Annotated in this window: 17 protein-coding genes; 12 read left to right on the top strand and 5 right to left on the bottom strand. The window is 62.5% G+C overall.

Translation table 11 applies throughout. The annotated features are described in order from the left end of the window. Nucleotides 1–18: 18 nt before the first annotated feature. Nucleotides 19–2,334 carry an FdhF/YdeP family oxidoreductase gene (locus PQR27_RS13950; protein WP_408524209.1) on the bottom strand — a complete coding sequence of 772 codons (2,316 nt, stop codon included), beginning with the start codon at nucleotides 2,332–2,334 and terminating at the stop codon, nucleotides 19–21. A gap of 168 nt (nucleotides 2,335–2,502) precedes the next feature. On the opposite strand from PQR27_RS13950, the gene PQR27_RS13945 reads away from it, so the two are divergent. Both PQR27_RS13945 and PQR27_RS13940 read left to right on the top strand, forming a co-directional pair. Beyond that, on the top strand, nucleotides 2,503–3,936 hold the full coding sequence (locus PQR27_RS13945) for an aminotransferase-like domain-containing protein (RefSeq protein WP_408524208.1): 1,434 nt from the start codon (nucleotides 2,503–2,505) through the stop codon (nucleotides 3,934–3,936). A 12-nt stretch (nucleotides 3,937–3,948) separates the two neighbouring features. Next, nucleotides 3,949–4,260 carry a helix-turn-helix domain-containing protein gene (locus tag PQR27_RS13940; RefSeq protein ID WP_408524207.1) on the top strand — a complete coding sequence of 104 codons (312 nt, stop codon included), beginning with the start codon at nucleotides 3,949–3,951 and terminating at the stop codon, nucleotides 4,258–4,260. Between the two features lie 52 nt (nucleotides 4,261–4,312). Here PQR27_RS13940 and PQR27_RS13935 read toward each other — a convergent pair whose 3' ends face one another. Then, on the bottom strand, nucleotides 4,313–5,062 hold the full coding sequence (locus tag PQR27_RS13935; protein ID WP_408524206.1) for an SDR family oxidoreductase: 750 nt from the start codon (nucleotides 5,060–5,062) through the stop codon (nucleotides 4,313–4,315). Between the two features lie 602 nt (nucleotides 5,063–5,664). On the opposite strand from PQR27_RS13935, the gene PQR27_RS13930 reads away from it, so the two are divergent. Continuing rightward, nucleotides 5,665–6,888 carry an SH3 domain-containing protein gene (locus tag PQR27_RS13930; protein ID WP_408524205.1) on the top strand — a complete coding sequence of 408 codons (1,224 nt, stop codon included), beginning with the start codon at nucleotides 5,665–5,667 and terminating at the stop codon, nucleotides 6,886–6,888. 88 nt (nucleotides 6,889–6,976) lie between these two features. Here PQR27_RS13930 and PQR27_RS13925 read toward each other — a convergent pair whose 3' ends face one another. After that, complete coding sequence (locus PQR27_RS13925) at nucleotides 6,977–7,840, bottom strand: LysR family transcriptional regulator (RefSeq protein ID WP_408524204.1); 864 nt, start codon at nucleotides 7,838–7,840, stop codon at nucleotides 6,977–6,979. Nucleotides 7,841–7,934: 94 nt separating this feature from the next. On the opposite strand from PQR27_RS13925, the gene PQR27_RS13920 reads away from it, so the two are divergent. Together PQR27_RS13920 and PQR27_RS13915 are read left to right on the top strand one after the other, a co-directional pair. Beyond that, entirely contained in the window at nucleotides 7,935–8,501 is a 567-nt protein-coding gene (locus PQR27_RS13920; RefSeq protein ID WP_408524203.1) for a DUF4865 family protein, read from the top strand. Nucleotides 8,502–8,676: 175 nt separating this feature from the next. Next, a complete protein-coding gene (locus PQR27_RS13915; RefSeq protein ID WP_408524202.1) occupies nucleotides 8,677–10,980 on the top strand; it encodes a putative bifunctional diguanylate cyclase/phosphodiesterase in 2,304 nt (767 codons plus the stop codon). 547 nt (nucleotides 10,981–11,527) lie between these two features. Here PQR27_RS13915 and PQR27_RS13910 read toward each other — a convergent pair. Continuing rightward, nucleotides 11,528–12,891 (bottom strand): IS3 family transposase gene (locus PQR27_RS13910; protein WP_408522330.1). Its coding sequence is split into 2 segments (ribosomal slippage): nucleotides 11,528–12,429 and nucleotides 12,429–12,891, totalling 1,365 coding nucleotides; the frame shifts between segments, so codons are not numbered across the junction. 388 nt (nucleotides 12,892–13,279) lie between these two features. Between PQR27_RS13910 and PQR27_RS13905 the strand changes: the two genes are divergently transcribed. From PQR27_RS13905 to PQR27_RS13880, 6 genes are all read left to right on the top strand, one after another. Next, on the top strand, nucleotides 13,280–13,468 hold the full coding sequence (locus PQR27_RS13905) for a hypothetical protein (protein ID WP_408524201.1): 189 nt from the start codon (nucleotides 13,280–13,282) through the stop codon (nucleotides 13,466–13,468). 110 nt (nucleotides 13,469–13,578) lie between these two features. Continuing rightward, nucleotides 13,579–14,979, top strand: coding sequence for an FAD-containing oxidoreductase (locus PQR27_RS13900; protein ID WP_408524200.1), 1,401 nt, complete (start codon nucleotides 13,579–13,581; stop codon nucleotides 14,977–14,979). A 15-nt stretch (nucleotides 14,980–14,994) separates the two neighbouring features. Continuing rightward, entirely contained in the window at nucleotides 14,995–15,345 is a 351-nt protein-coding gene (locus PQR27_RS13895; protein WP_408524199.1) for a cupin domain-containing protein, read from the top strand. Between the two features lie 182 nt (nucleotides 15,346–15,527). Then, on the top strand, nucleotides 15,528–16,103 hold the full coding sequence (locus PQR27_RS13890) for a TMEM175 family protein (RefSeq protein ID WP_408524198.1): 576 nt from the start codon (nucleotides 15,528–15,530) through the stop codon (nucleotides 16,101–16,103). A gap of 5 nt (nucleotides 16,104–16,108) precedes the next feature. After that, nucleotides 16,109–16,924, top strand: a complete 816-nt coding sequence (locus PQR27_RS13885) for a hypothetical protein (RefSeq protein WP_408525487.1) — start codon at nucleotides 16,109–16,111, stop codon at nucleotides 16,922–16,924. Nucleotides 16,925–16,948: 24 nt separating this feature from the next. Further along, nucleotides 16,949–17,428, top strand: coding sequence for a metallophosphoesterase family protein (locus tag PQR27_RS13880; protein ID WP_408524197.1), 480 nt, complete (start codon nucleotides 16,949–16,951; stop codon nucleotides 17,426–17,428). Nucleotides 17,429–17,509: 81 nt separating this feature from the next. Here the strand turns inward: PQR27_RS13880 and proP are convergent, their stop codons facing one another. Then, nucleotides 17,510–19,012, bottom strand: a complete 1,503-nt coding sequence (proP, locus tag PQR27_RS13875; RefSeq protein ID WP_408524196.1) for a glycine betaine/L-proline transporter ProP — start codon at nucleotides 19,010–19,012, stop codon at nucleotides 17,510–17,512. Between proP and PQR27_RS13870 the strand changes: the two genes are divergently transcribed. Beyond that, nucleotides 18,993–19,445 (top strand): hypothetical protein, encoded by a 453-nt coding sequence (locus tag PQR27_RS13870; protein WP_408525533.1) that lies wholly within the window; start codon nucleotides 18,993–18,995, stop codon nucleotides 19,443–19,445. The two genes, proP and PQR27_RS13870, sit on opposite strands and share 20 nt — an antisense overlap. Nucleotides 19,446–19,452 lie beyond the last annotated feature (7 nt).

The following is a 19,452-nucleotide window of genomic DNA, read 5'->3' as shown; positions in this document are numbered from 1 at the left end:
ACCGTCGGACAGCCAGCCTCAGGCCGCAACCGCCTCAGCGACCGACGCCGTCAACAGCACCGGAATCGACTTCGAAGTCGGCGTCCCCGCGCCGTCGGCAACCGACGACAACGGCACCAGCGGATTCGTCTCGGGATAATAAGCACCCAGACAGCCGCGCGGAATGTCGTACTCGACCAGCAGGAAACCATTGGCGCGACGCTCGACTCCGTCCGCCCACACGCTCGTGATATCCACGCGCTGCCCCGCAACGAAACCCAGCATCGCCAGATCGTCCCGGTTGGCGAACAGGACACGCCGCTGGCCGTACACGCCGCGATAACGGTCGTCGAGGCCGTAAATCGTCGTGTTGTACTGGTCGTGCGAACGGGTCGTCATCAAGGTCATCAAGCGCTCGCCATGTTCCGCGCGCGCGCGATGAATCGGCGTGTCGAGGGCAATCGCGTGAACCATGAACTGCGCCTTGCCGCTCGGCGTTTTCCAGATTCGCTCGCGCGAGGCCACGCCGAGATGGAAGCCGCCTGGGTTCTTCAGGCGCTCGTTGTAGTCCTGGAAGCCGTCGATCACCTTCGCGATGCCGTCGCGGATCAGCGCGTAGTCGGCCGCCTGCGCGAGCCAATCGACCTTGCCGCTGCCCAGCGTGGCGTGCGCCATCCTCGCGACAATCGCAATCTCCGACAACAGATTCTCCGAGGCCGGTTTGTTCATGCCGTACGAGATGTGCACCATGCTCATCGAATCTTCAACGGTCACCCCCTGCGCCACGCCATTCTGCAAATCGATTTCGGTGCACCCGAGCGTCGGCAGAATCAATGCGTCGCGGCCGTGCACGAGGTGGCTGCGATTCAGCTTGGTGGTGATATGCACCGTCAGATCGCACGAGCGCATCGCGTCCCACGTGCGCGGCGTGTCCGGCGTCGCGATCGAGAAGTTGCCGCCGAGTCCGATGAACACCTTCACGCGCCCGTCGAGCATCGCCTGGATCGCATTGACGACGTCCAGACCGTGTTCGCGCGGCGGCTCGAAATCGTAGACTTCACCGAGGCGGTCGAGAAACGCCTGAGTCGGCTTTTCTTCGATGCCGACCGTGCGGTCGCCCTGCACATTCGAATGTCCGCGCACCGGGCACAAGCCCGCGCCGCGCCGGCCGATATTGCCGCGCATCATCATCAGGTTCGACAGCAGCTGGACCGTCGGCACCGAATTCTTGTGTTGCGTGAGGCCCATGCCCCAGGTCGAAATCACCGCGCGACCCTTCACATAGATGTCGGCGAGCTTCAGCACCGCTTCGAACGGTACACCCGCTTCGGCGACGATGGTGTCCCAGCTTTCGGCGCGCAGATCGTCGGCAAACGCTTCGAAGCCGACCGTGTGTGCGGCGATGAACGCGACATCCAGCACGCGCTCGAGACCGGAGAGCTGCGCTTCGTCATCGAGCTCGATCACGCGTTTGGCGACACCCTTGATGAGCGCGAAATCGCCGCCGACCTTCGGCCGGATGAACACCGAACTGATCTTCGTGCTGCCCATGGTCAGCATTTCCACCGGATGCTGCGGGCTCGCAAAACGCTCCAGGCCACGTTCCTTCAGCGGATTGATCGACACGATGGTCGCGCCGCGTTTGGCGCACTCGCGCAGTTCGCCGAGCATGCGCGGGTGATTGGTCGCCGGATTCTGGCCGAAGATCAGCAGCGTGTCGGCGTGTTCGAAGTCGTCGAGCGTAACCGTGCCCTTGCCGATGCCGACCGTATGCGGCAAGCCGCGGCTAGTCGCTTCGTGGCACATGTTCGAACAGTCGGGGAAATTGTTGGTGCCGTACATGCGCACGAACAACTGATACAGGAACGCGGCTTCGTTGCTGGCGCGGCCCGACGTGTAGAAGGCGGCGCGGTCCGGATCGTCGAGGCGCTTCAGGTGGTTCGCAATCAGGTCGAAGGCTTCGTTCCAGCCGATCGGCACGTAACGGTCGCGCATCGCGTCGTAGACGAGCGGGTCGGTCAGGCGGCCGTGTTGTTCCAGCTCGAAATCCGACTGGTCCATCAGTTCGGCGACCGTGTGCTCTTCGAAGAATGCCGGCGTCACGCGTTTGCTGGTCGCCTCGGCGGCGACTGCCTTGACGCCGTTTTCGCAGAACTCGAAAGTCGACGCATGTTCGCGATCCGGCCACGCGCAGCCTGGGCAATCGAAGCCGTCCGGCTGATTCTGCTTGAGCAGCGTGCGATAGTTGCCGCCCGTGACCTTTTCCTTGATCAGGTTGATCGCGACGTATTTGAGCGCGCCCCAGCCTGCGGCCGGGTGCGTGTACGGTTCGATGCGAGCTTCGGGTTTCTTCATGATGGTGCCGCCGGAGTGGCCAGGACAAGGCGTATGCGCCGATAAACCCAAGCCTACTGTGTTCCAAAAGCCGCGCAGCATACAGAAAATCGGAAAGAAGAGGGGTACAGTTGCTCCATATGTGTCATAGACTGATGCCCCGCCCACGCTTACGTCTGAGCCAGGTCCTTGAAACTGTACGAAAAACTTGCCGATGAAATGACCGAAGCCGTGCGCCGCGGCGTCTTTGCGGCGGGCGAGCGGATTGCGTCGGTGCGGCAGGCGAGCCAGCAGCACGGCGTCAGCATCAAGACGGTGCTGCATGCGTACGCGCTGCTGGAAAGCCGCGGGATCGTGGAGAGCCGGCCGCAGTCAGGCTATTTCGTGCGCGACACCGTGGCTGCCGCAACGGCGCCCGACGAGCCGCACAAGGGCCGCAAGGGCGCGGCGCACACACCGCCGGTGGCGGCCGCCGTCGACGTGAGCCGGCTCGTGCTGTCGACCCTGCGCAGCATTCGGGCGCACGACGCGATGCCGCTTGGCTCGCCGTATCCCGATCCTTCGCTGTTCCCGTGGCGGCGTATCAACCAGTACGCCAATGCGATCGCGCGGCGGCACGCGAGCTGGAATCTCATCGACGACCTGCCGCCGGGCAATCCCGAACTGATCCGGCAGATCGCGCGACGCTATGCGGAAAACGGCGTGCCGGTCGATCCGGACGAAATCATTATCACGCTCGGCGCGACGGAGGCGATCAACCTGAGCTTGCAGGCGGTCGCCAAACCCGGCGACACGGTGGCGGTCGAATCGCCGACCTATTACGCGATGCTGCACGCCATCGAGCGGCTGGGCATGCGCGCGATCGAGGTGGCGACGCATCCGGTTCACGGCATCGACATCGAGGCGCTGGCCGAGGTGATCGCCAAACAGAGGATTGCCGCGTGCATGGTGATGCCGAATTTCCAGAATCCAATGGGCTTCCAGATGCCGGACGCGCGCAAGCGGCAACTGGTCGAACTGCTTGCCGCGCACGAGATTCCCGTGATCGAAAACGACGTCTATCAGGAGCTTTATTTCGGTGACGCGCGGCCGTCGACGCTGAAGAATTTCGACGCCCAAGGCCTCGTGCTGCACTGCGCATCGTTCTCGAAGAGCCTGACCGCGTCGTACCGGATCGGCTGGGCGATGCCAGGGCGCTATCGTGCGCAAGTCGAGAAGCTGAAGTTTCTCAACACGCTGACCACGCCGTCGGTGCCGCAAGTCGCCGTCGCCGATTACCTCAGGCAGGACGGCTACGACCGCCATCTGCGACATGTGCGCAAGGTCTACCGGCAGCAGGCGAGCATCATGACGGCAATGGTGCAGCGGTTTTTTCCGGCCGGCACGCGCACCTCGACACCGCAGGGCGGCTACGTGCTATGGGTGGAATTGCCCGAACGCGTCGATTCGATGCGGCTCTATCAGGCCGCACTCGCGCGCGGCATCACGATCGGGCCGGGCATGATGTTTTCGACGCGCAACGATTTTCGCCACTTCATCCGGCTCAATTACAGCTACCCGTGGACGGCCCAGACCGAAGCGGCATTGAAGACCCTGGGCGAACTGGTGGCGCAGATGGCTTGAAAGGAGATGCCTATGAACGAAGATGAAATTGATCCGGTGCTGGTGGCCGTATTGGCACAACTGTGGCGCGCGCATCGGGAGACGCCAGGCGGCGCGTGGTCGCTCGCCAAACTGTCGAAGCAGGCGGGCGTGCCGATGAGCGGCTTGCGGCGGCAGCTGACGGCGCTGGTCGACGGCGGTCTGGTCGAGACCACCTTCAACGAGGAAGGGGCAGGTACCGCGCGGCTGAGCCAGGTCGGCCAGGGTCTATGCGCGGAACTGTTCGGCGCTGACGACGGGCCGCCCGACGATCATCAGGCGGACCCGCCGACACGGATTCATTGAACCGCGGCCGCGGCCACTGTTACCGTGCGGGCACCAGGAACTTCAGCAAGGTTTAAAGCTGGCTCATGCCCCCGTCGACGATGATTTCCGTGCCGACGATAAACGCCGATTCCGGCGCGCTGAGATGCAGCACGGTCGAGGCGATTTCCTCTGGCGTGCCGAAGCGGCCGGCCGGGATCTGACCGAGGATGTGCGCGGCGGTCGCTTCGAGCGTGGCGGCGTCGAGGCCGAGTTTGCCGTAGAGCGGCGTTTGCACCGGGCCGGGGCTCACGACATTGACGCGCACGCCTTGCGGCAGCAATTCAGCGGACAGGGTCCTGGCAAGGGAGATCACGGCCGCCTTGCTGGCTGCATACACCGAGGAGGCAGGCATGCCGATGTGCGCGTTGATCGAGCCATTGATGACGATCGACGCGCCACGATTGAGCAGCGGCAACAGTGACTGGATCTGGAAGTAGGCGCCTTTGACATTGGTATTGAAGGTTGCGTCCCAGAGGGCTTCGTCTACGTCCGCGAAGGGTGCGAATTTTGCGGTGCCGGCATTCACAAAGACGGCGTCAAGATGGATGTCGGCGGCGCTAAGGGTGGCCGCCAGGTCGCGGGCCGAGGCGATGGAGCCCGCGTCATTGCGTATGGCAATAGCGTTTGGGCCGAGTGTGGCTTTGGCGGATTCGAGCGCGGTGGCGTCGCGGCCTGTGATGATGACGCGGGCGCCTTCGTTTGCGAAGGCTTGGGCAGCGGCGAAGCCGATGCCGCTGCTGCCGCCAGTGATGAGTACGGATTTACCTTGGAAGCGGGTCATTGTGTTTCTCCGAATGTGTGGTGCGGGTTGATGTGGTGGATTGTGCGCTTGTGGAGTGGGGGTGCCGTGCCATGTTGGCGATGTACTTGTTCGATGTTTTCGAATATCTTTTTTTGCCTTTGGCGGCGGCATTGTCTGTGCGCCTGCGGTGTTGGCCTTTCCTTGTTTTGTTATTGGTCTATTAGCGTCGCCCCTGTGCGGGGCACGCACTTACTTTCTTTGCCGCCGCAAAGAAAGTAAGCAAAGAAAGCGGCTCACACCGCCAACATTTAAGTGGGTCTCCTGGCTTGGAGGGGCTGGTGGTCCGATTAACGGATCACACCTCGGTCGGTAACCGTCAGTGACACAGCCGTCATTCGCTCCCACTCCGCACTACGTGCGTCGCGGACGGGTTCACCAGGGAAACCAGTGGTTTCGTCTGTTTGCGGCGGGGCCATCGGCTTCGCCTCGGCGAGGCGCCGGAAACTGCGGGGGCTTTGGAAGTGTTGATATAGTTGGATGCCGGTGCGCTCACATAGAAAGTCGGCGCGTTGCACCAGCGTATGTAATTACAAGCCGCCGCGGCGGGCAAACCGCACGCGCAAAACCCGGCGGTCGGTTTTATGAAGGACCGCTTCGGCGTGCGTAGCGCCGCCGCGCATGACAGTCTGGTCAGGCAGACAAGGTGCGCAGGCCCAATCTCCACGGAGGCACGATCTCCTTCAGGTCAGGGGATCGCTAACAATGTGCGGTTCGAGCCGCTTTCTTTGCCTTTTCTTTGCGGCGACAAAATGCTTTCAGGTACACGCTGTGCGTGCGCTCCAAGACCAACGCTTTGCGAAACGAGCCGGCCTGGAGGGGTTGCAAAACCTGATGCGCGCGACGTGTGCTCGCAAACAGCAGGGCGTAAAACGGGAGAAAGAATGAAACAACAACTCGTTCGATGGATGTGTGTCTCGGCCGGCTTGCTGGCGCTGCCTGCCGCGGCCCTGGCGCAGTCGCAGGCTTATACGAACGGCACGGTCAACGTACGCGCGGGCCCGGCTCCTGACTATCCAGTCGTGACGCAATTGCCCGGCGGCGTGCCAGTCACCGTGATGGGCTGCATCAGCAACTATCAATGGTGCGACGTTGCCGCGCCCAACCTGCGCGGCTGGGTCTATGCGGCACGGCTCAGCTATCCTTATCAGGGCAGCAATGTGCCAGTGATGAACTACGGCACAGTGATCGGCCTGCCGATCGTGACATTCTCGATCGGTACCTACTGGGGCAACTATTATCGCGGCCGACCATGGTACGGCCAGCAGTCGCGCTGGGCCCATCACCCGCCACCGCCACCGCCAAGACCAGGCGCCGGACGACCCCCAGGACCGCCGCCGGGTCACGGAAGTGGACGTCCTCCAGGCGGGCCGCCGCCGGGTCACGGAGGCGGTCGTCCACCGGGTGGTCCGCCGCCGGGGCATGGAGGCGGGCGGCCTCCAGGTGGTCCGCCGCCGGGGCATGCCGATGGTCGGCCGCCGGGTGGCCCGCCACCGGGTCACGGAAATGGCCGTCCGCCGGGAGGCCAGCCACCGGGTAATGGAGGTGGGGGAGGTGGGCGTCCGCCGGGAGGCCCGCCGCCGGGTAGTGGAGGTGGGGGAGGTGGGGGAGGTGGGGGAGGTGGGCGTCCACCGGGAGGTCCGCCGCCGGGTAATGCAGGTGGACGTCCACCGGGAGGGCAGCCGCCGGGTAATGCAGGTGGCCGTCCGCCGGGCGGGTCGCAAGGTAACGGCGGTGGTCACCCGCCAGGTGGTTCTCCACAAGGTGGTTCCCCACAAGGCGGTGGTAGCCGACCGCCAGGTGGCTGAAACGGTTGAGGCGGGAGTGGCGGCGCGAGGCGTCGCCCTAACCAGCGCGCAGCAGGCCGACTTCGATCCACTCCGCCTCCTTCCTCAGTCAATAGGCAGCATTCAGAAACGCCGAACTGACCGCTCGCAGTGTCTCCTGCGAGCGCGGATCGGCCAGCCGCGTATGCAGCACGACTTGCGAGTGCGGCAGTGGCGGCAGCCCCAGTTGCTCGCCGACATCGATTGCGCCCGGCGGCGCCACGCGTTGTGCCAAGGCGGCGACGGCGAGTCCAGCGCTGACCGCCGCGCCAACCGCCATCACCCCTCCGCCGACAAATACCTCGGTCCAGGCAATCCCGGCGGCATCGAGCACGTCCGTGGCGATCGCACGGATGCCGCACGGCGCGGCGAGCGTGGCGAGCCGCAGCGGCTGACCTTCGCGATGCTGCCAGCCGGGCGCAGCGAACCAGCCAAGCCGCTCTTCAGCCAGCAACTGACCGTCGCGGCGATCGCCCTCGCGCCGACCGATCGCGGCGTCGATTTCGCCGCGCTCGAACCACGTCAGCACATCGCGCGACGCGGCGATCCGCACCTCGATGACAAGCAGCGGATCGTATGCCGCAAGCCGTCCCAATAGCGCCGGCAGATTCGGTCCCGCCACATGATCGCTAATGCCGAGTTTGAGGCGACGCTCCGGTGCATCGGCGGAACCCGCCAGGGCGCGTTCATGCGCGAGCAGTAGTTGGCGCGCGGCACCGATGAATACATCGCCACGCGGCGAGAGCCGAACCACCCGTGGCGTGCGTTCCAGCAGCCGGTAGCCCAGACGTTCTTCGAGGCGTTTGAGTTTGAGGCTCATCGCGGCTTGCGATGTATCCATGAGCTCGGCCGCGCGCGTGAAGCTGCCAAGGTCCGCCACCAGCACAAAGGCCCGGATGGCATCCAGATCGAGAGGGCGGGAGAGTGCGGCCATATCGAATCTTTATCGCAGATATAAAACACCATATCTTGATGTAATGGATGCGCAGGTGCAAGCTGACACTCAACAAACCTGCAAGGAGTCCGTGATGTTTGCCAAACAGTATTCGCACCGCCTGCCTTCCAGCTACGACATGGGGATCATCCGCGAGCGCGCGGCGCAACGCGGTCCGCAGTGGAACGAGACGGAAGGGCTCGGTTTCAAGGCCTTTGTGGTTCGCGAGCGGGGCCGCTATGGCGCAACCGCGAATGTGTACGCGGCGGTCTATCTGTGGCTGGATCTCGCGCAGACCGCCGATTTCTTCATGGGCTCGCGCTTTCAGGCCGTGATCGACGACTTCGGCCGGCCGCAGGTCGAGACCTGGCTGCCGCTCGACGCGCGCAAAGGACCGGCGCAGCAGGCGCTCGCGCTATATCGCGACGAGCAGCCGATCGGCGAGCACGAAAACCGTGCCGAATTGCGCGCCGCGCATGCCGCCCAGAACCGCCGCATTGCCGAACAGGACGATACGGTGGCAGTCGTTTCCGCGCTCGATACCATCAACTGGCGGTTGATTCGTCTGACCTTGTCATCGGCGGCGCCGGTTGAAACGGCGGGCCGCACGGTCTACGAGGTGCTGCATCTCGCACGACCCGGCATCGCGCGTCTGGCGTGAGCGCATGCGGCGCCCGCTGTACGTTCGAGCGCCATTCGCAACCGACCTCCCGCGACGCTGCAGCGTCTCAAGTCAGCCTGCATGCTACGCATCGAGATTAAAGTACGTTTGCTTGGCGTAAACCCCCGTGCGCCGCGTACACTAACTTGCCGATGTCGGGTTAGGGGGCGCACATATGACTTGCGAAGCGACATTAAAAAGTACGCTGGGAGCAACGCCTGAAGGCACCCACTACCGGCCGAATCTGGCCGAGGGTGTGCTGGCGTCGGAGCGCACGGTATTGAGGCTGATTACCCGCAACACACCGCTACCGGAATTGCTTGCCGAGGTATGCCGCCGCGCGGAAGCGCTGCTCGGCGAGGGTGCGTCCTGTTCGATCCTGCTGCTGGACCCGGACGGCGTGCATGTGCGAGTCGGCGGCGCGCCGTCGTTGCCGGCGCACTTTAGCGCCGCGATCGATGGCGTCGCGATTGGCCCGAACGTGGGTTCATGCGGCACCGCGATGTACGAGCGGCGCATGGTCGCCGTCGAAGATATCGAAACCGATCCGCTGTGGGCCGATTTCAGGCACCTTGCTTTGCCGCTCGGCTTGCGCGCGTGCTGGTCCGTGCCGTTTGAAAACGATACCGGCGCTGTGCTCGGCGCGTTCGCGGTCTACCACCGTGCATCGCGCCGTCCGAGTGAAGAAGAAGAAGCGGTACTGCGCGACATCAGCCATAGTGTCGGACTTGCGGTCCATCAGGACACCATGGCGCAGCGGCTCGCGCAGAGCGAGGAACATAACCGGCTGGTCGTCGAACACCTGAACGAGGGCATCGTCGTGCAGTCGCGCGCGGGCGTGGTGCTTGCGTGCAACCCGAGCGCGCAGCGCATTCTGCGCGCGAGTCCGCAACTGGTCGGCCATGACATTCAGACCGTGATGGTGCGCGCCTATCATGAGGACGGCTCCATCATCACCGACGCCGATCGTCCGACCGCGCGAGTGCTGGCGACCGGCAAACCCGTGCTCGCCGTCACGATCGGGCTGGAGCTGACCGATGGCGAGATGATCTGGATTACCGAGAATGTCGTGCCGATCATCAAACCGGGCGACACCGAACCGAGCTCGGTGCTGATTTCGTTTACTGACATCGGTCCGGTGCGCGAGGCGCAGCGGCAACTCAAGTTTCTCGCGACCCGCGATTCGCTTACGGGTCTATACAACCGAGCCTATCTGACCGAGCGGATGCGCGATCTGTGCGCGCCGGGTGCAGCGGTGCGTACGGGGGATCTGGCGCGCGTCGCGGTGCTGTTCGTCGATCTGGACGGTTTCAAGAAGGTCAACGATACCGCGGGCCACGAGGCTGGCGATGCGCTTCTGTGCAGCGTGGCGGAGCGGCTGTCGGCATGCGTGGGGCTCGACGATACGCTCGCGCGCGTGGGCGGCGACGAGTTCGTGATTGTGGTCAGTGCTTACGAAGACACTGACCATCTGATCATGCTTGCCCGTCGCATTCTTGACATGATCGCGGTGCCGTTCGCGGTGGCGGATTACGAGTACTACCTGGGCGCATCGATCGGCGTCAGCCTGTTTCCGGAAGACGGGCAGGACGTGCCTACGTTGCTGCGCAATGCCGATTCAGCGATGTACTACGCGAAGCAGCGTGGCCGCAACAATTTCCAGTTTTTCACGGCTGAGTTGAATCAGCATCTGCAACGCCGCTTTACGATCGAGCAGTCATTGCGGCGCGCGCTTGCCGGTGACGAGCTGAGCCTCGTGTACCAGCCGATTGTCGATAGCCAGTGCGGCCGTACGATTGGCGCGGAGGCGTTGCTGCGCTGGTACAACAGCGAGTTGGGCAATGTCTCGCCGGTGGAATTCATTCCTGTGGCCGAAGATGCCGGCCTGATCGTCGAGATTGGCGACTGGGTTCTGGCACGGGCTTGCGAGCAGGTGGCGCAATGGCGGCGCACTTTGGCGCCGGAGTTGATCGTCGCGGTGAATCTGTCGCCGCGCCAGTTCAATGATGGGTTGGTGGAACGGATCGAGCGGTGTCTGGTGCGCTCCGGGCTCGAGCCGGCGGCGTTGGAACTGGAGATTACCGAGCGGTTATTGATGAGTGACAGTGACACCGTATTGCCGATGTTGAGCGCGCTGAACGGCATGGGGGTGAAGATTTCCGTCGACGACTTTGGGACGGGGTATTCATCTTTATCGTATTTGAAGCGCTTTCCGCTGCATAACCTGAAGATTGACCGCTCCTTCGTCGCGGGGTTGCCGGATCATCGGGATTCGATTGCTATCACGCAGGCGGTGGTGGCGATGGCTCATTCATTAGGGATGAATGTTACGGCCGAAGGGGTGGAGACGGCTGAGCAGGCGGCGTTTTTACGGTCGATCGATTGTGATAAGCAGCAGGGATATCTTTATAGTCGACCCGTTGGCGCGAATGCTTATGCCAGGAGTTTGAGTGAAGGGCAAATTGGGGTTGTTACCTGACGGGTTTGCCTTTGGCGGCGGCATTTCCTTGTTCTTGCCTCTTTGGCCTTTCCTTGTTTGCTTAATGGTTTATTAGTGTTCCCCCTGTGCGGGGGGGCACCTACTTTTCTTTGCCGGCCGCAAAGAAAAGTAGGCAAAAGAAAGCGGCTTCAAACCGCTAATTTTTAAGCGGCTCCCTTGGCTTGGAGGGTGTCGTGGCTCCGTAGAGATTGGGCCCGCGCACCTGCTCTCGTGAGTGACCAGGCCGTCATGCTTCCGGCGGCGCTGCGCGCGCCGGGGCGGTACTTCACAAGACCATCGGTATTTTTCGGCGCGTCGCCGAGGCGAAGCCGATGGCCCCCGCTCCGCGCAAACGAAGCGCCTGGTTTCCCTGGTGGACCCATCCGCGACGCACGCAGTGCGGAGTGGGAGCGAATGACGGCTGTGTCACAGACCGTCATAGACCACGATGTGGTCCGTTAATCGCACCACCGGCCCCTCCAAGCCAGGGGACCCACTTAGATGTTGGCGGTTTTGAACTGACCCCGCAAAGTTGGACAGTTTGCGTTCAGGTTTGAGAGGGCTGGGTTCTGTACATCACAGGACTCAGCCCGTTTAGTTTCAGCTTGATGCGTGTGTGGTTGTAGTAGTGAATGTATTGTCTGATGCCAGCCTTCAACTCGTCGATACTTTCAAACCTGCTCAGCCGGAAGAACTCCGCCTTGAGCGTGCCAAAGAAGCTTTCCATTGCCGCATTGTCGTAGCAGTTTGCCTTGCGCGACATGCTCTGCGTCAGGCCGTGTTGATCCAGCAGCCGTCGATAAGCAGGCATCTGGTACTGCCAGCCTTGGTCCGAATGCAGCAGCGGGGTCTCCTGAGGACCAAGCTTTGCCAGCGCTTTTTTCAGCATGCCGCTGACCAGATCGAAGACCGGTCGCGTGTTCATCTGATAAGCCACGATCTCGCCGTTATACAGATCCATGACCGGTGACAGATACAGCTTCTGCCCCAGCACGTTGAACTCCGTCACGTCCGTCACCCACTTCTGATTGGGCTGCTGTGCGCTGAACTCGCGGTTTAACAGGTTCGGCGCAATACGCCCGACTTCGCCGCGCCATGAGCGGTATTTCTTTGCGCGCACCAGCGATTTCAGTTTCAGTTGTCCCATCAGACGTTGCACCGTCTTGTGGTTCACGCTCTGGCCCGCCTGCCGGATCGCCGCCGTGATGCGCCGGTAGCCATAACGGCCCTTGTGGCGTTCATACACAGTCTTGATGCGGGTTTTGAGGTCCTTGTGCCGCTCACCGGCATCCGGCACGCTCAACTGGTAGTAGAACGTGCTGCGCGCCAGACCCGCTGCCTTGAGCAAAGCGGGCATCGGATGGTGCTGCCGGAGCTCCTGCACTATTTGCGCTTTTTCTTTTGCGCGCCCTGCTTCTTCGCCTGAAGCAGGGCATCGAGCTTTTTTAGATAGGCCACCTCCGCGCGCAGGTACTCGTTTTCCTTGAGCAACTGCTCACGCGTGCGCTTATCTGGCGCACTGACTTCGGTTGGCTTTTCAGGAACTGGCTGGGTCATTGTTTTGCGGCGCCCTCGTGGACGAGGCGCCAGTGCGTCGATACCGCCATCATGATACCGGCGTTCCCATTGCGCTATGCAGCCCGGACTGCGGATGTCGAACACCGCAGCCACCTGCCGGTATGGCAAATTCTTCTGCCACATGTGCATGAGTACCGACATCCTGAACTGCGCGTCATAGTGACTGAATTTCTTGCGCAGTCCGTCCCGTCCATGTTGCTCGTAGGCCGCAATCCAGAGCTGCAAAACCGAGCGGCTCACTCCGTACCGCTTTGCAAGTACCTCGACACCAGCCGAACCGGTCACGTACTGCTTCACCAGTTTCAGCTTTAACTGCTCACTGTACTTGGCCATGAAAAACACCCCAAAGGTTGGATCGGTGTCCAACTTTTGGGGTGCAGTTCATTTGAGCCGCTTTCTTTTGCCTACTTTTCTTTGCGGCGGCAAAGAAAAGTAGGTGCTGCCCCGCACAGGGGCGACGCTAATAGACCAATAAGAACACAAGGAAAGGCCAAAAAACGCCGTAGGCAAACAGAACCAGACCAATACCGTAGTCCCAACCCCAAATAACCCCACCCGCCGCAGGCCCATCTCCAAACAGTCAGATTGTTCTATTTCCCAGACAAGTGACTTCGCGCTAGCGCTATTTATCCAAGGTCCCGATCTCCCTAGAATAGCCACCATCGATCCATATTCCAGCACGAGACCAAAGCGGCCCACGTGCAACGTGAGCACACCAGCCATGCCAGCCCTGATCAAAAACCAGCTTTACCGACCATCGGTCGTCCTCCCGATGGTTGCCCTCATGCAAGTGATGGTCTCGCAGGATTTCAACCTCGGCCAGGTCGGCTGGGTAGTCGCGACCCGCGGCGCGCAAGCCGCACTGCAACGCTCGCGCGAACTGATCTGCGCAGCACACTGCCACGACTGAGCACCGACTGGGCACAATCAGAAGTAAGACGGGACGTCCACCACAACGTGGTGACCCGGGGCGCTAAGGGTAAGATGCTACGACCTGCAGCCAGCCTCGGGAGAATCGCCATGCCGCAGCATTTCGATGCAGTTGTAATCGGTACAGGCCAGGGCGGCTCGCCGCTAGCGGTCCGTCTTGGGCAAAGCGGTCGGAAAACCGCAGTGATCGAGCGCGCAGCGTTCGGCGGCACCTGCGTGAATGTCGGCTGCACGCCAACCAAGGCGTATGTGGCCAGCGCCCGCACGGCACATGTGGCACGCCATGCCGCGGAGTGGGGCGTGCAGGTAGGCGGAGCGGTCAGCGTCGACCTCGCTGCAGTCAAGGCGCGCAAAGATCTGATCATTGGCCAGTCTCGCGTCGGCGTCGAAAAATGGCTGCGTGGTGCGGAAAATGTCACCGTGTTCAACGGCCACGCACGCTTCACCGGCGCGCACGCGCTCTCGATCAGCGGTCCCGACGGCGCCGTCGTGGAAGACATCACCGCGGACGAAATCTTCATCAATACCGGCACACGCGCCGTCGTGCCGCCGCTAGACGGTCTTGAGCGGATTCAGTACAACACCAACTCAAACCTGCTCGAATTGACGGAATTGCCGTCGCATCTGGTGATCGTCGGCGGCAGCTATATCGCCCTCGAATTCGCGCAGATCTTTCGCCGTTTCGGTAGCCGTGTGACGGTACTGGTGCGTGGCGAACGCGTGCTCGCGCGCGAAGATGCGGATTTCGCCGAGTCTGTGCAGAAGGTATTGGCGCGCGAAGGCATCGAGTTTCGTTTCGGTGTGCAGCCCTCGCGGGTCGAGCCGCATCCGCATCATGCGAACGAGGTATGCATCGGCTTCGAGCAGAACATTCCCGCGCTCGAAGCGTCGCATCTGCTGTTCGCCACCGGCCGCGAGCCGAATACCTACGACCTCGGCCTTGCCGCCGCCGGCATCGCAACGGACAAACACGGCACGATTCCGGTCGACGGTCAGTTGCGCACCAACGTGCCAGGCATCTGGGCAATCGGCGACGTCAACGGTCGCGGCGCCTTTACCCACACTTCGTACGACGACTTTCAGATCGTCGCGGCCAATCTGCTCGAAGGCGGAGCGCGCAGCGTCGATACGCGGATCATGGCGTATGCGGTGTTTGTCGACCCGCCGCTCGCGCGCGTCGGACTCTCGGAGGCGGACGTGCGCAAAACCGGCCGCGACGCGCTGATCGCCACCATGCCGATGACGCGCGTAGGCCGCGCCCGCGAACGCGGCGAAACCGACGGCTTCATGAAGGTGATGGTCGACGCACAGAGCAAGCAGATCCTCGGCGCGGCAATTCATGGCGTCGACGGCGACGAAGCGATCCACACATTCATCGACATCATGACGGCGGGTGCCCCGTATCCGACCCTGCAATACGCGATGCACATTCATCCGACCATCAGCGAACTGGTACCAACCTTGCTCGATGGCCTGAAGCCGATGAAGTGAGCGGCGAATCCCGTCATGAAACACGCCATCAGTCGCGGCAACCTGTTCGATCGCGTTGCGCCGGCAAGCGCCGACGAGCAGGTCGATGCGCTGGTTGAACAAGGCGGCGTGAGCATCGAGCGGATCGTTTCGAGGGGCCACGCAAGCCCGCCGGGATTCTGGTACGACAGTCCGCGCGCCGAATGGGTCGCGTTGTTGAGCGGCGCGGCGACGCTCGAATTCGAAGGCGATCCGCAGCCGCATCCGATGAAACCGGGCGACCATGTGCTGATTGAAGCGCATTGCCGCCATCGGGTTGCCTGGACGAGCGACACGGAACCAAGCGTGTGGCTCGCGGTGTACTACCCGAGCGGCATTGCGGGTTGAGCACGGCTTGAGGCTCACGGACGTTTCATCCGCTAAAGGTGATTCAAAGGTGGGTGAGCAGGAGCGTCAGTCGCATCGACAAAGCGTCGCGCCATCGCGGATAATCGGCAGCGGCGCGGGCATTCCGCAGGATATTGGCGATGTCGCGCGCCTAACCGCATTCATCCTCAGGAAACCGACCGATGGGCAAAGGACGCGTCGAAGCCTTCAGCGATGGCGTAATCGCCATCATCATCACGATCATGGTGCTCGAACTGAAGGTGCCGGACGGCTACGATCTTGCCGCGCTGCGCCCGGTGGCGCCCGTGTTCTGCGCGTACGTGCTGAGCTTCATCTACGTCGGCATCTACTGGAACAATCATCACCACATGTTCCATGCCGTGCAGAAGGTCAACGGCGCGGTGCTGTGGGCCAATCTCCATCTGCTGTTCTGGCTGTCGCTGCTGCCCGCCGTCACGCACTGGGTCGGCGAAAAGCATCTGGCCTCGTGGCCGACCGCGATGTACGGCGTCGTGCTGTTCATGTCGGCCATCGCCTATTTCATTCTGACCCGTGTGCTGATCCGCGAACACGGCAAGGAGTCGACGATCGCCAAAGCGCTCGGTAACGACTTCAAGGGCAAGGTCTCGGTCGTGATCTACCTCGCGGGCATCGTGCTCGCGTTCGTCGCGCCCTGGTTGTCGGCCGTACTCTATACGGGGGGCGCCGCATGGTGGCTCATACCTGACCGGCGCATCGAACACTTGATGGAAGCGTAAGCGTGCTGCTTGCGCTCAAGCTTGCGCTGGTACCCGCGTTCCTCGCCGCGCTGACGGTTGCCGGGCGCGTCTGGGGACCGTCGGTCGCGGGATGGCTGGCGGGACTGCCGGTCGTCGCCGGGCCGATCGTATTGCTGCTCGCGCTGGAGCGCGGGCCGGCATTCGCGGCGCAGGCATCGGCGGCGTCGATTGCGGCGATTGCCGCATCGGAAGCATTCAACTTTGCGTATGCGTGGACCAGCCGTCGCTTGGCGTGGCCGCTCGCGTTAGTCATCGGCATGGCAGGGTGGGTGGGTGTCGCGATATGTCTCACCCAATTGCCGAGCGGACTCGCGTACGCGCTGGCGGCAGCCTGCGTTGCGGTTGCAGTGTCGCAAAGCGGCTTGCCGCGTGTGACCGGCCACGTGCCGGCTACGCGCTTGGGGCTCGGCGATCTCTCACTGCGCATGCTCGCTGGCGCGCTGTTAACACTTTCGGTGACGACGCTGTCGGCTTCGATGGGCGCGACCTGGAGCGGGCTGCTGTCGGTGTTTCCATTGCTCGGCATCGTGCTCGCCGTGTCGGCGCAGCGCGCGCATGGCGCGGACTTTGTCGCGCTGCTGATGCGCGGCATGGTGATCGGCCGCGGCTCCTTCGCCGCGTTCTTCGCCGTCACTGCGACAATGCTCCCGCATAACAGCGTGTGGCTGAGTTTCGCATGCGCGTCCGTCGCGTCGGTGTTCGTGCAAGGCGCGACGAAACGGATGCTCGGCGGCGCGCGGCACTTGCCCGCAACGCATGCGCCGGCGCGCGAACTGGCTGAACAGTCTCAAGCGGATTGAGCGCGTTCGGCCGATACTGTTGCCATGACATCGCCCACACCTGCCGCTCGCATCGGCCTGATCTCCGACACCCATAACCTCGTGCGTCCCGAGGCGCTGCAATACCTTGCCGGCTGCGACGCGATCATCCATGCCGGCGACATTTGCAATCCTGCGGTGCTCGACGCGCTCGCGCGGATCGCACCGGTCACCGCCGTACGTGGCAACAACGATACGGGCGACTGGGCAGCCGCCTTGCCGACGCACGCAAGCCTCACCGTGCAACAGGTGACGATTTTGGTCGTGCACGATATCGCGGATGTCGGCGCCGATCCGCGCAGCAAAGGAATCGGCGTAGTGGTGACCGGTCACTCACACAAGCCGTCAATCAGCGAGCGCGATGGCGTGCTGTTCATCAATCCCGGCAGCGCCGGACCGCGGCGTTTCAAGCTGCCCATTTCGGCGGGCATGCTGATCGTCGAAGGAGCCCGCGCCACCGCACGCTTCGACTCGCTGCTGGCATAAAAAAACGGGCCGGCAAATGTCTGCCGGCCCGTTTTCGGATCACGCTAGCGCTCAATATAGCGCTCATTGCTCAGCGCATCATCAGGCACGCGCGGTTGCTGTCGCCGCGTAAGCTTCATCCATTTCCGCTGCTTCGCGTTCGCCGCGCAGCACCGCATGCGCTTCTGCGCGCGTCGCGACACACGGACCCGAGCCGAGCAGCGGCTTGGACGCCGTTTCGCGCAAAGCGAACACGGACACGATGCCGATCAGCGACGCACCCATCAGGTAGTACGCGGGCATCATCAGATTACCGGTGCTGTTGACCAGCCATGCCGTCACGAGCGGCGTGGTACCGCCGAACAGCGACACCGAGATGTTGAAGCCGATGGCGAGCGCGCCATAGCGGATCCTGGTCGGGAACAGCGCCGGCAGCGCCGACGGCATCACGCCGGTAAAGCACGACAGCAGCACGCCGAGGATCATCAGGCCGCTGAACACCGGCAGGACCGTGCCCATGCGGATCAACAGCAGCGCCGGAATCGACAGCGCGAACAGGCCCACGCAACCGAACAGCATCACCGGCTTGCGGCCGATCGCGTCGGACAGATGGCCGGCTGCGAGCGTCATCGGCATCATCAGCAGCATCACGAGCAGCACGAGGAACAGGCCGTGCGTTTCGTTGAAGTGCAGGGTGGCCGACAGATAGCTCGGCAGATACGACAGCGCCATGTAATCGGTGACATTGAAGATCAGCACAAGGCCGACGCACAGCAGCAGCGGCTTCCATTGCTGGACCAGCAACTCACGGAACGATTGCTTGGGCAGCGCCTTGTCTTCGGCTTCCCGTTGCTCAGCCTGCTTCTGGAACGCGGGCGTTTCTTCGAGCTTCATCCGGATATACAGACCCACGAGGCCGAGCGGACCCGCGATCAGGAACGGCACACGCCAGCCCCATGACAGCAGCGCCTCGTTCGGGAGCGTCGCGGTCAACACGGCAACCGTGCCGGCGCCGAGCACATAGCCGATCAGCGTGCCGAATTCGAGGAAGCTGCCCATGAAGCCGCGGCGCTTATCCGTCGAGAATTCAGCGATGAAGGTCGCCGCGCCGCCGTATTCGCCGCCCGTCGAGAAGCCTTGCACGAGACGCGCAACCAGCAGCAAAGCCGGCGCGAGAATGCCGATTGACCCATAGCTCGGAATCAGACCGATTGCGAAGGTGCCGAGCGCCATCATGATCATGGTCATCGCCAGCACGCGTTGACGGCCAATGCGGTCGCCTAGCGGCCCGAACACCATACCGCCCACCGGCCGCACGAGGAATGCCGCGGCGAACGTGCCGAAGGTGGCGATCAACTGGGCAGACGGGCTCGATGACGGGAAGAACACTTTGCCGAGTGTGACAGCGATGTAGCTGTACACGCCGAAATCGAACCATTCCATGGCGTTGCCGAGTGCCATGGCGCCGACGGCCCGCTTGAGGAGGGATTTGTCGACAACCGTGATGTCGTCGAGGGAAAGGCGTTGTTCTTCTTTGTGGTGTCGCCAGAAGCCGTTGCTGGAAGCGGTCAAGGTGAAAACTCCAATGACTGCGACGAAACTCATGAAAACGCGCATGAATGTTCCGCCACGGGTGCTGGGGGAGTGCAGTTTCGTGAGCAGGGCGAGGGCATTTTTTCGCCGGATGCCGATGGCGAAAAATCAGGGCGCAAAAAAGCAAACAGAACGCCCGTGCCTCGCGAACGATTCGCGAAAAAACACTCGTCTAAATTGTGCTGACTGTTGCATCTGCGTGGCCGTGGAAGGGGGGCAGATGCATGAGGACGCTGGGGGCTGGAAGCATGCCCATGCGCCGCTGAAAGGCTTGAAACGAAAAAGGCCGGTGCTTGATTCGCCGCTCAAAAAAACGAGATCAGGCGAGGAAATGACCGACAAGCCTTCTTGTATAAAAAATGTTCAATTCCGCTTGTGCCGCGCACGGCGAGCCAAGTCTGAGCTGAACGTGATGCAGAGTGTAATGCAGGTAAATTGCAGGTGAATTGCTG

The sequence above is a fragment of the Paraburkholderia fungorum genome, assembly GCF_046027215.1.
GTDB classification, from domain to species: domain Bacteria; phylum Pseudomonadota; class Gammaproteobacteria; order Burkholderiales; family Burkholderiaceae; genus Paraburkholderia; species Paraburkholderia fungorum_D.
The sequence above is the reverse complement of the archived record's forward strand: the minus strand, read 5'-3'. Positions and strand labels throughout refer to the sequence as shown.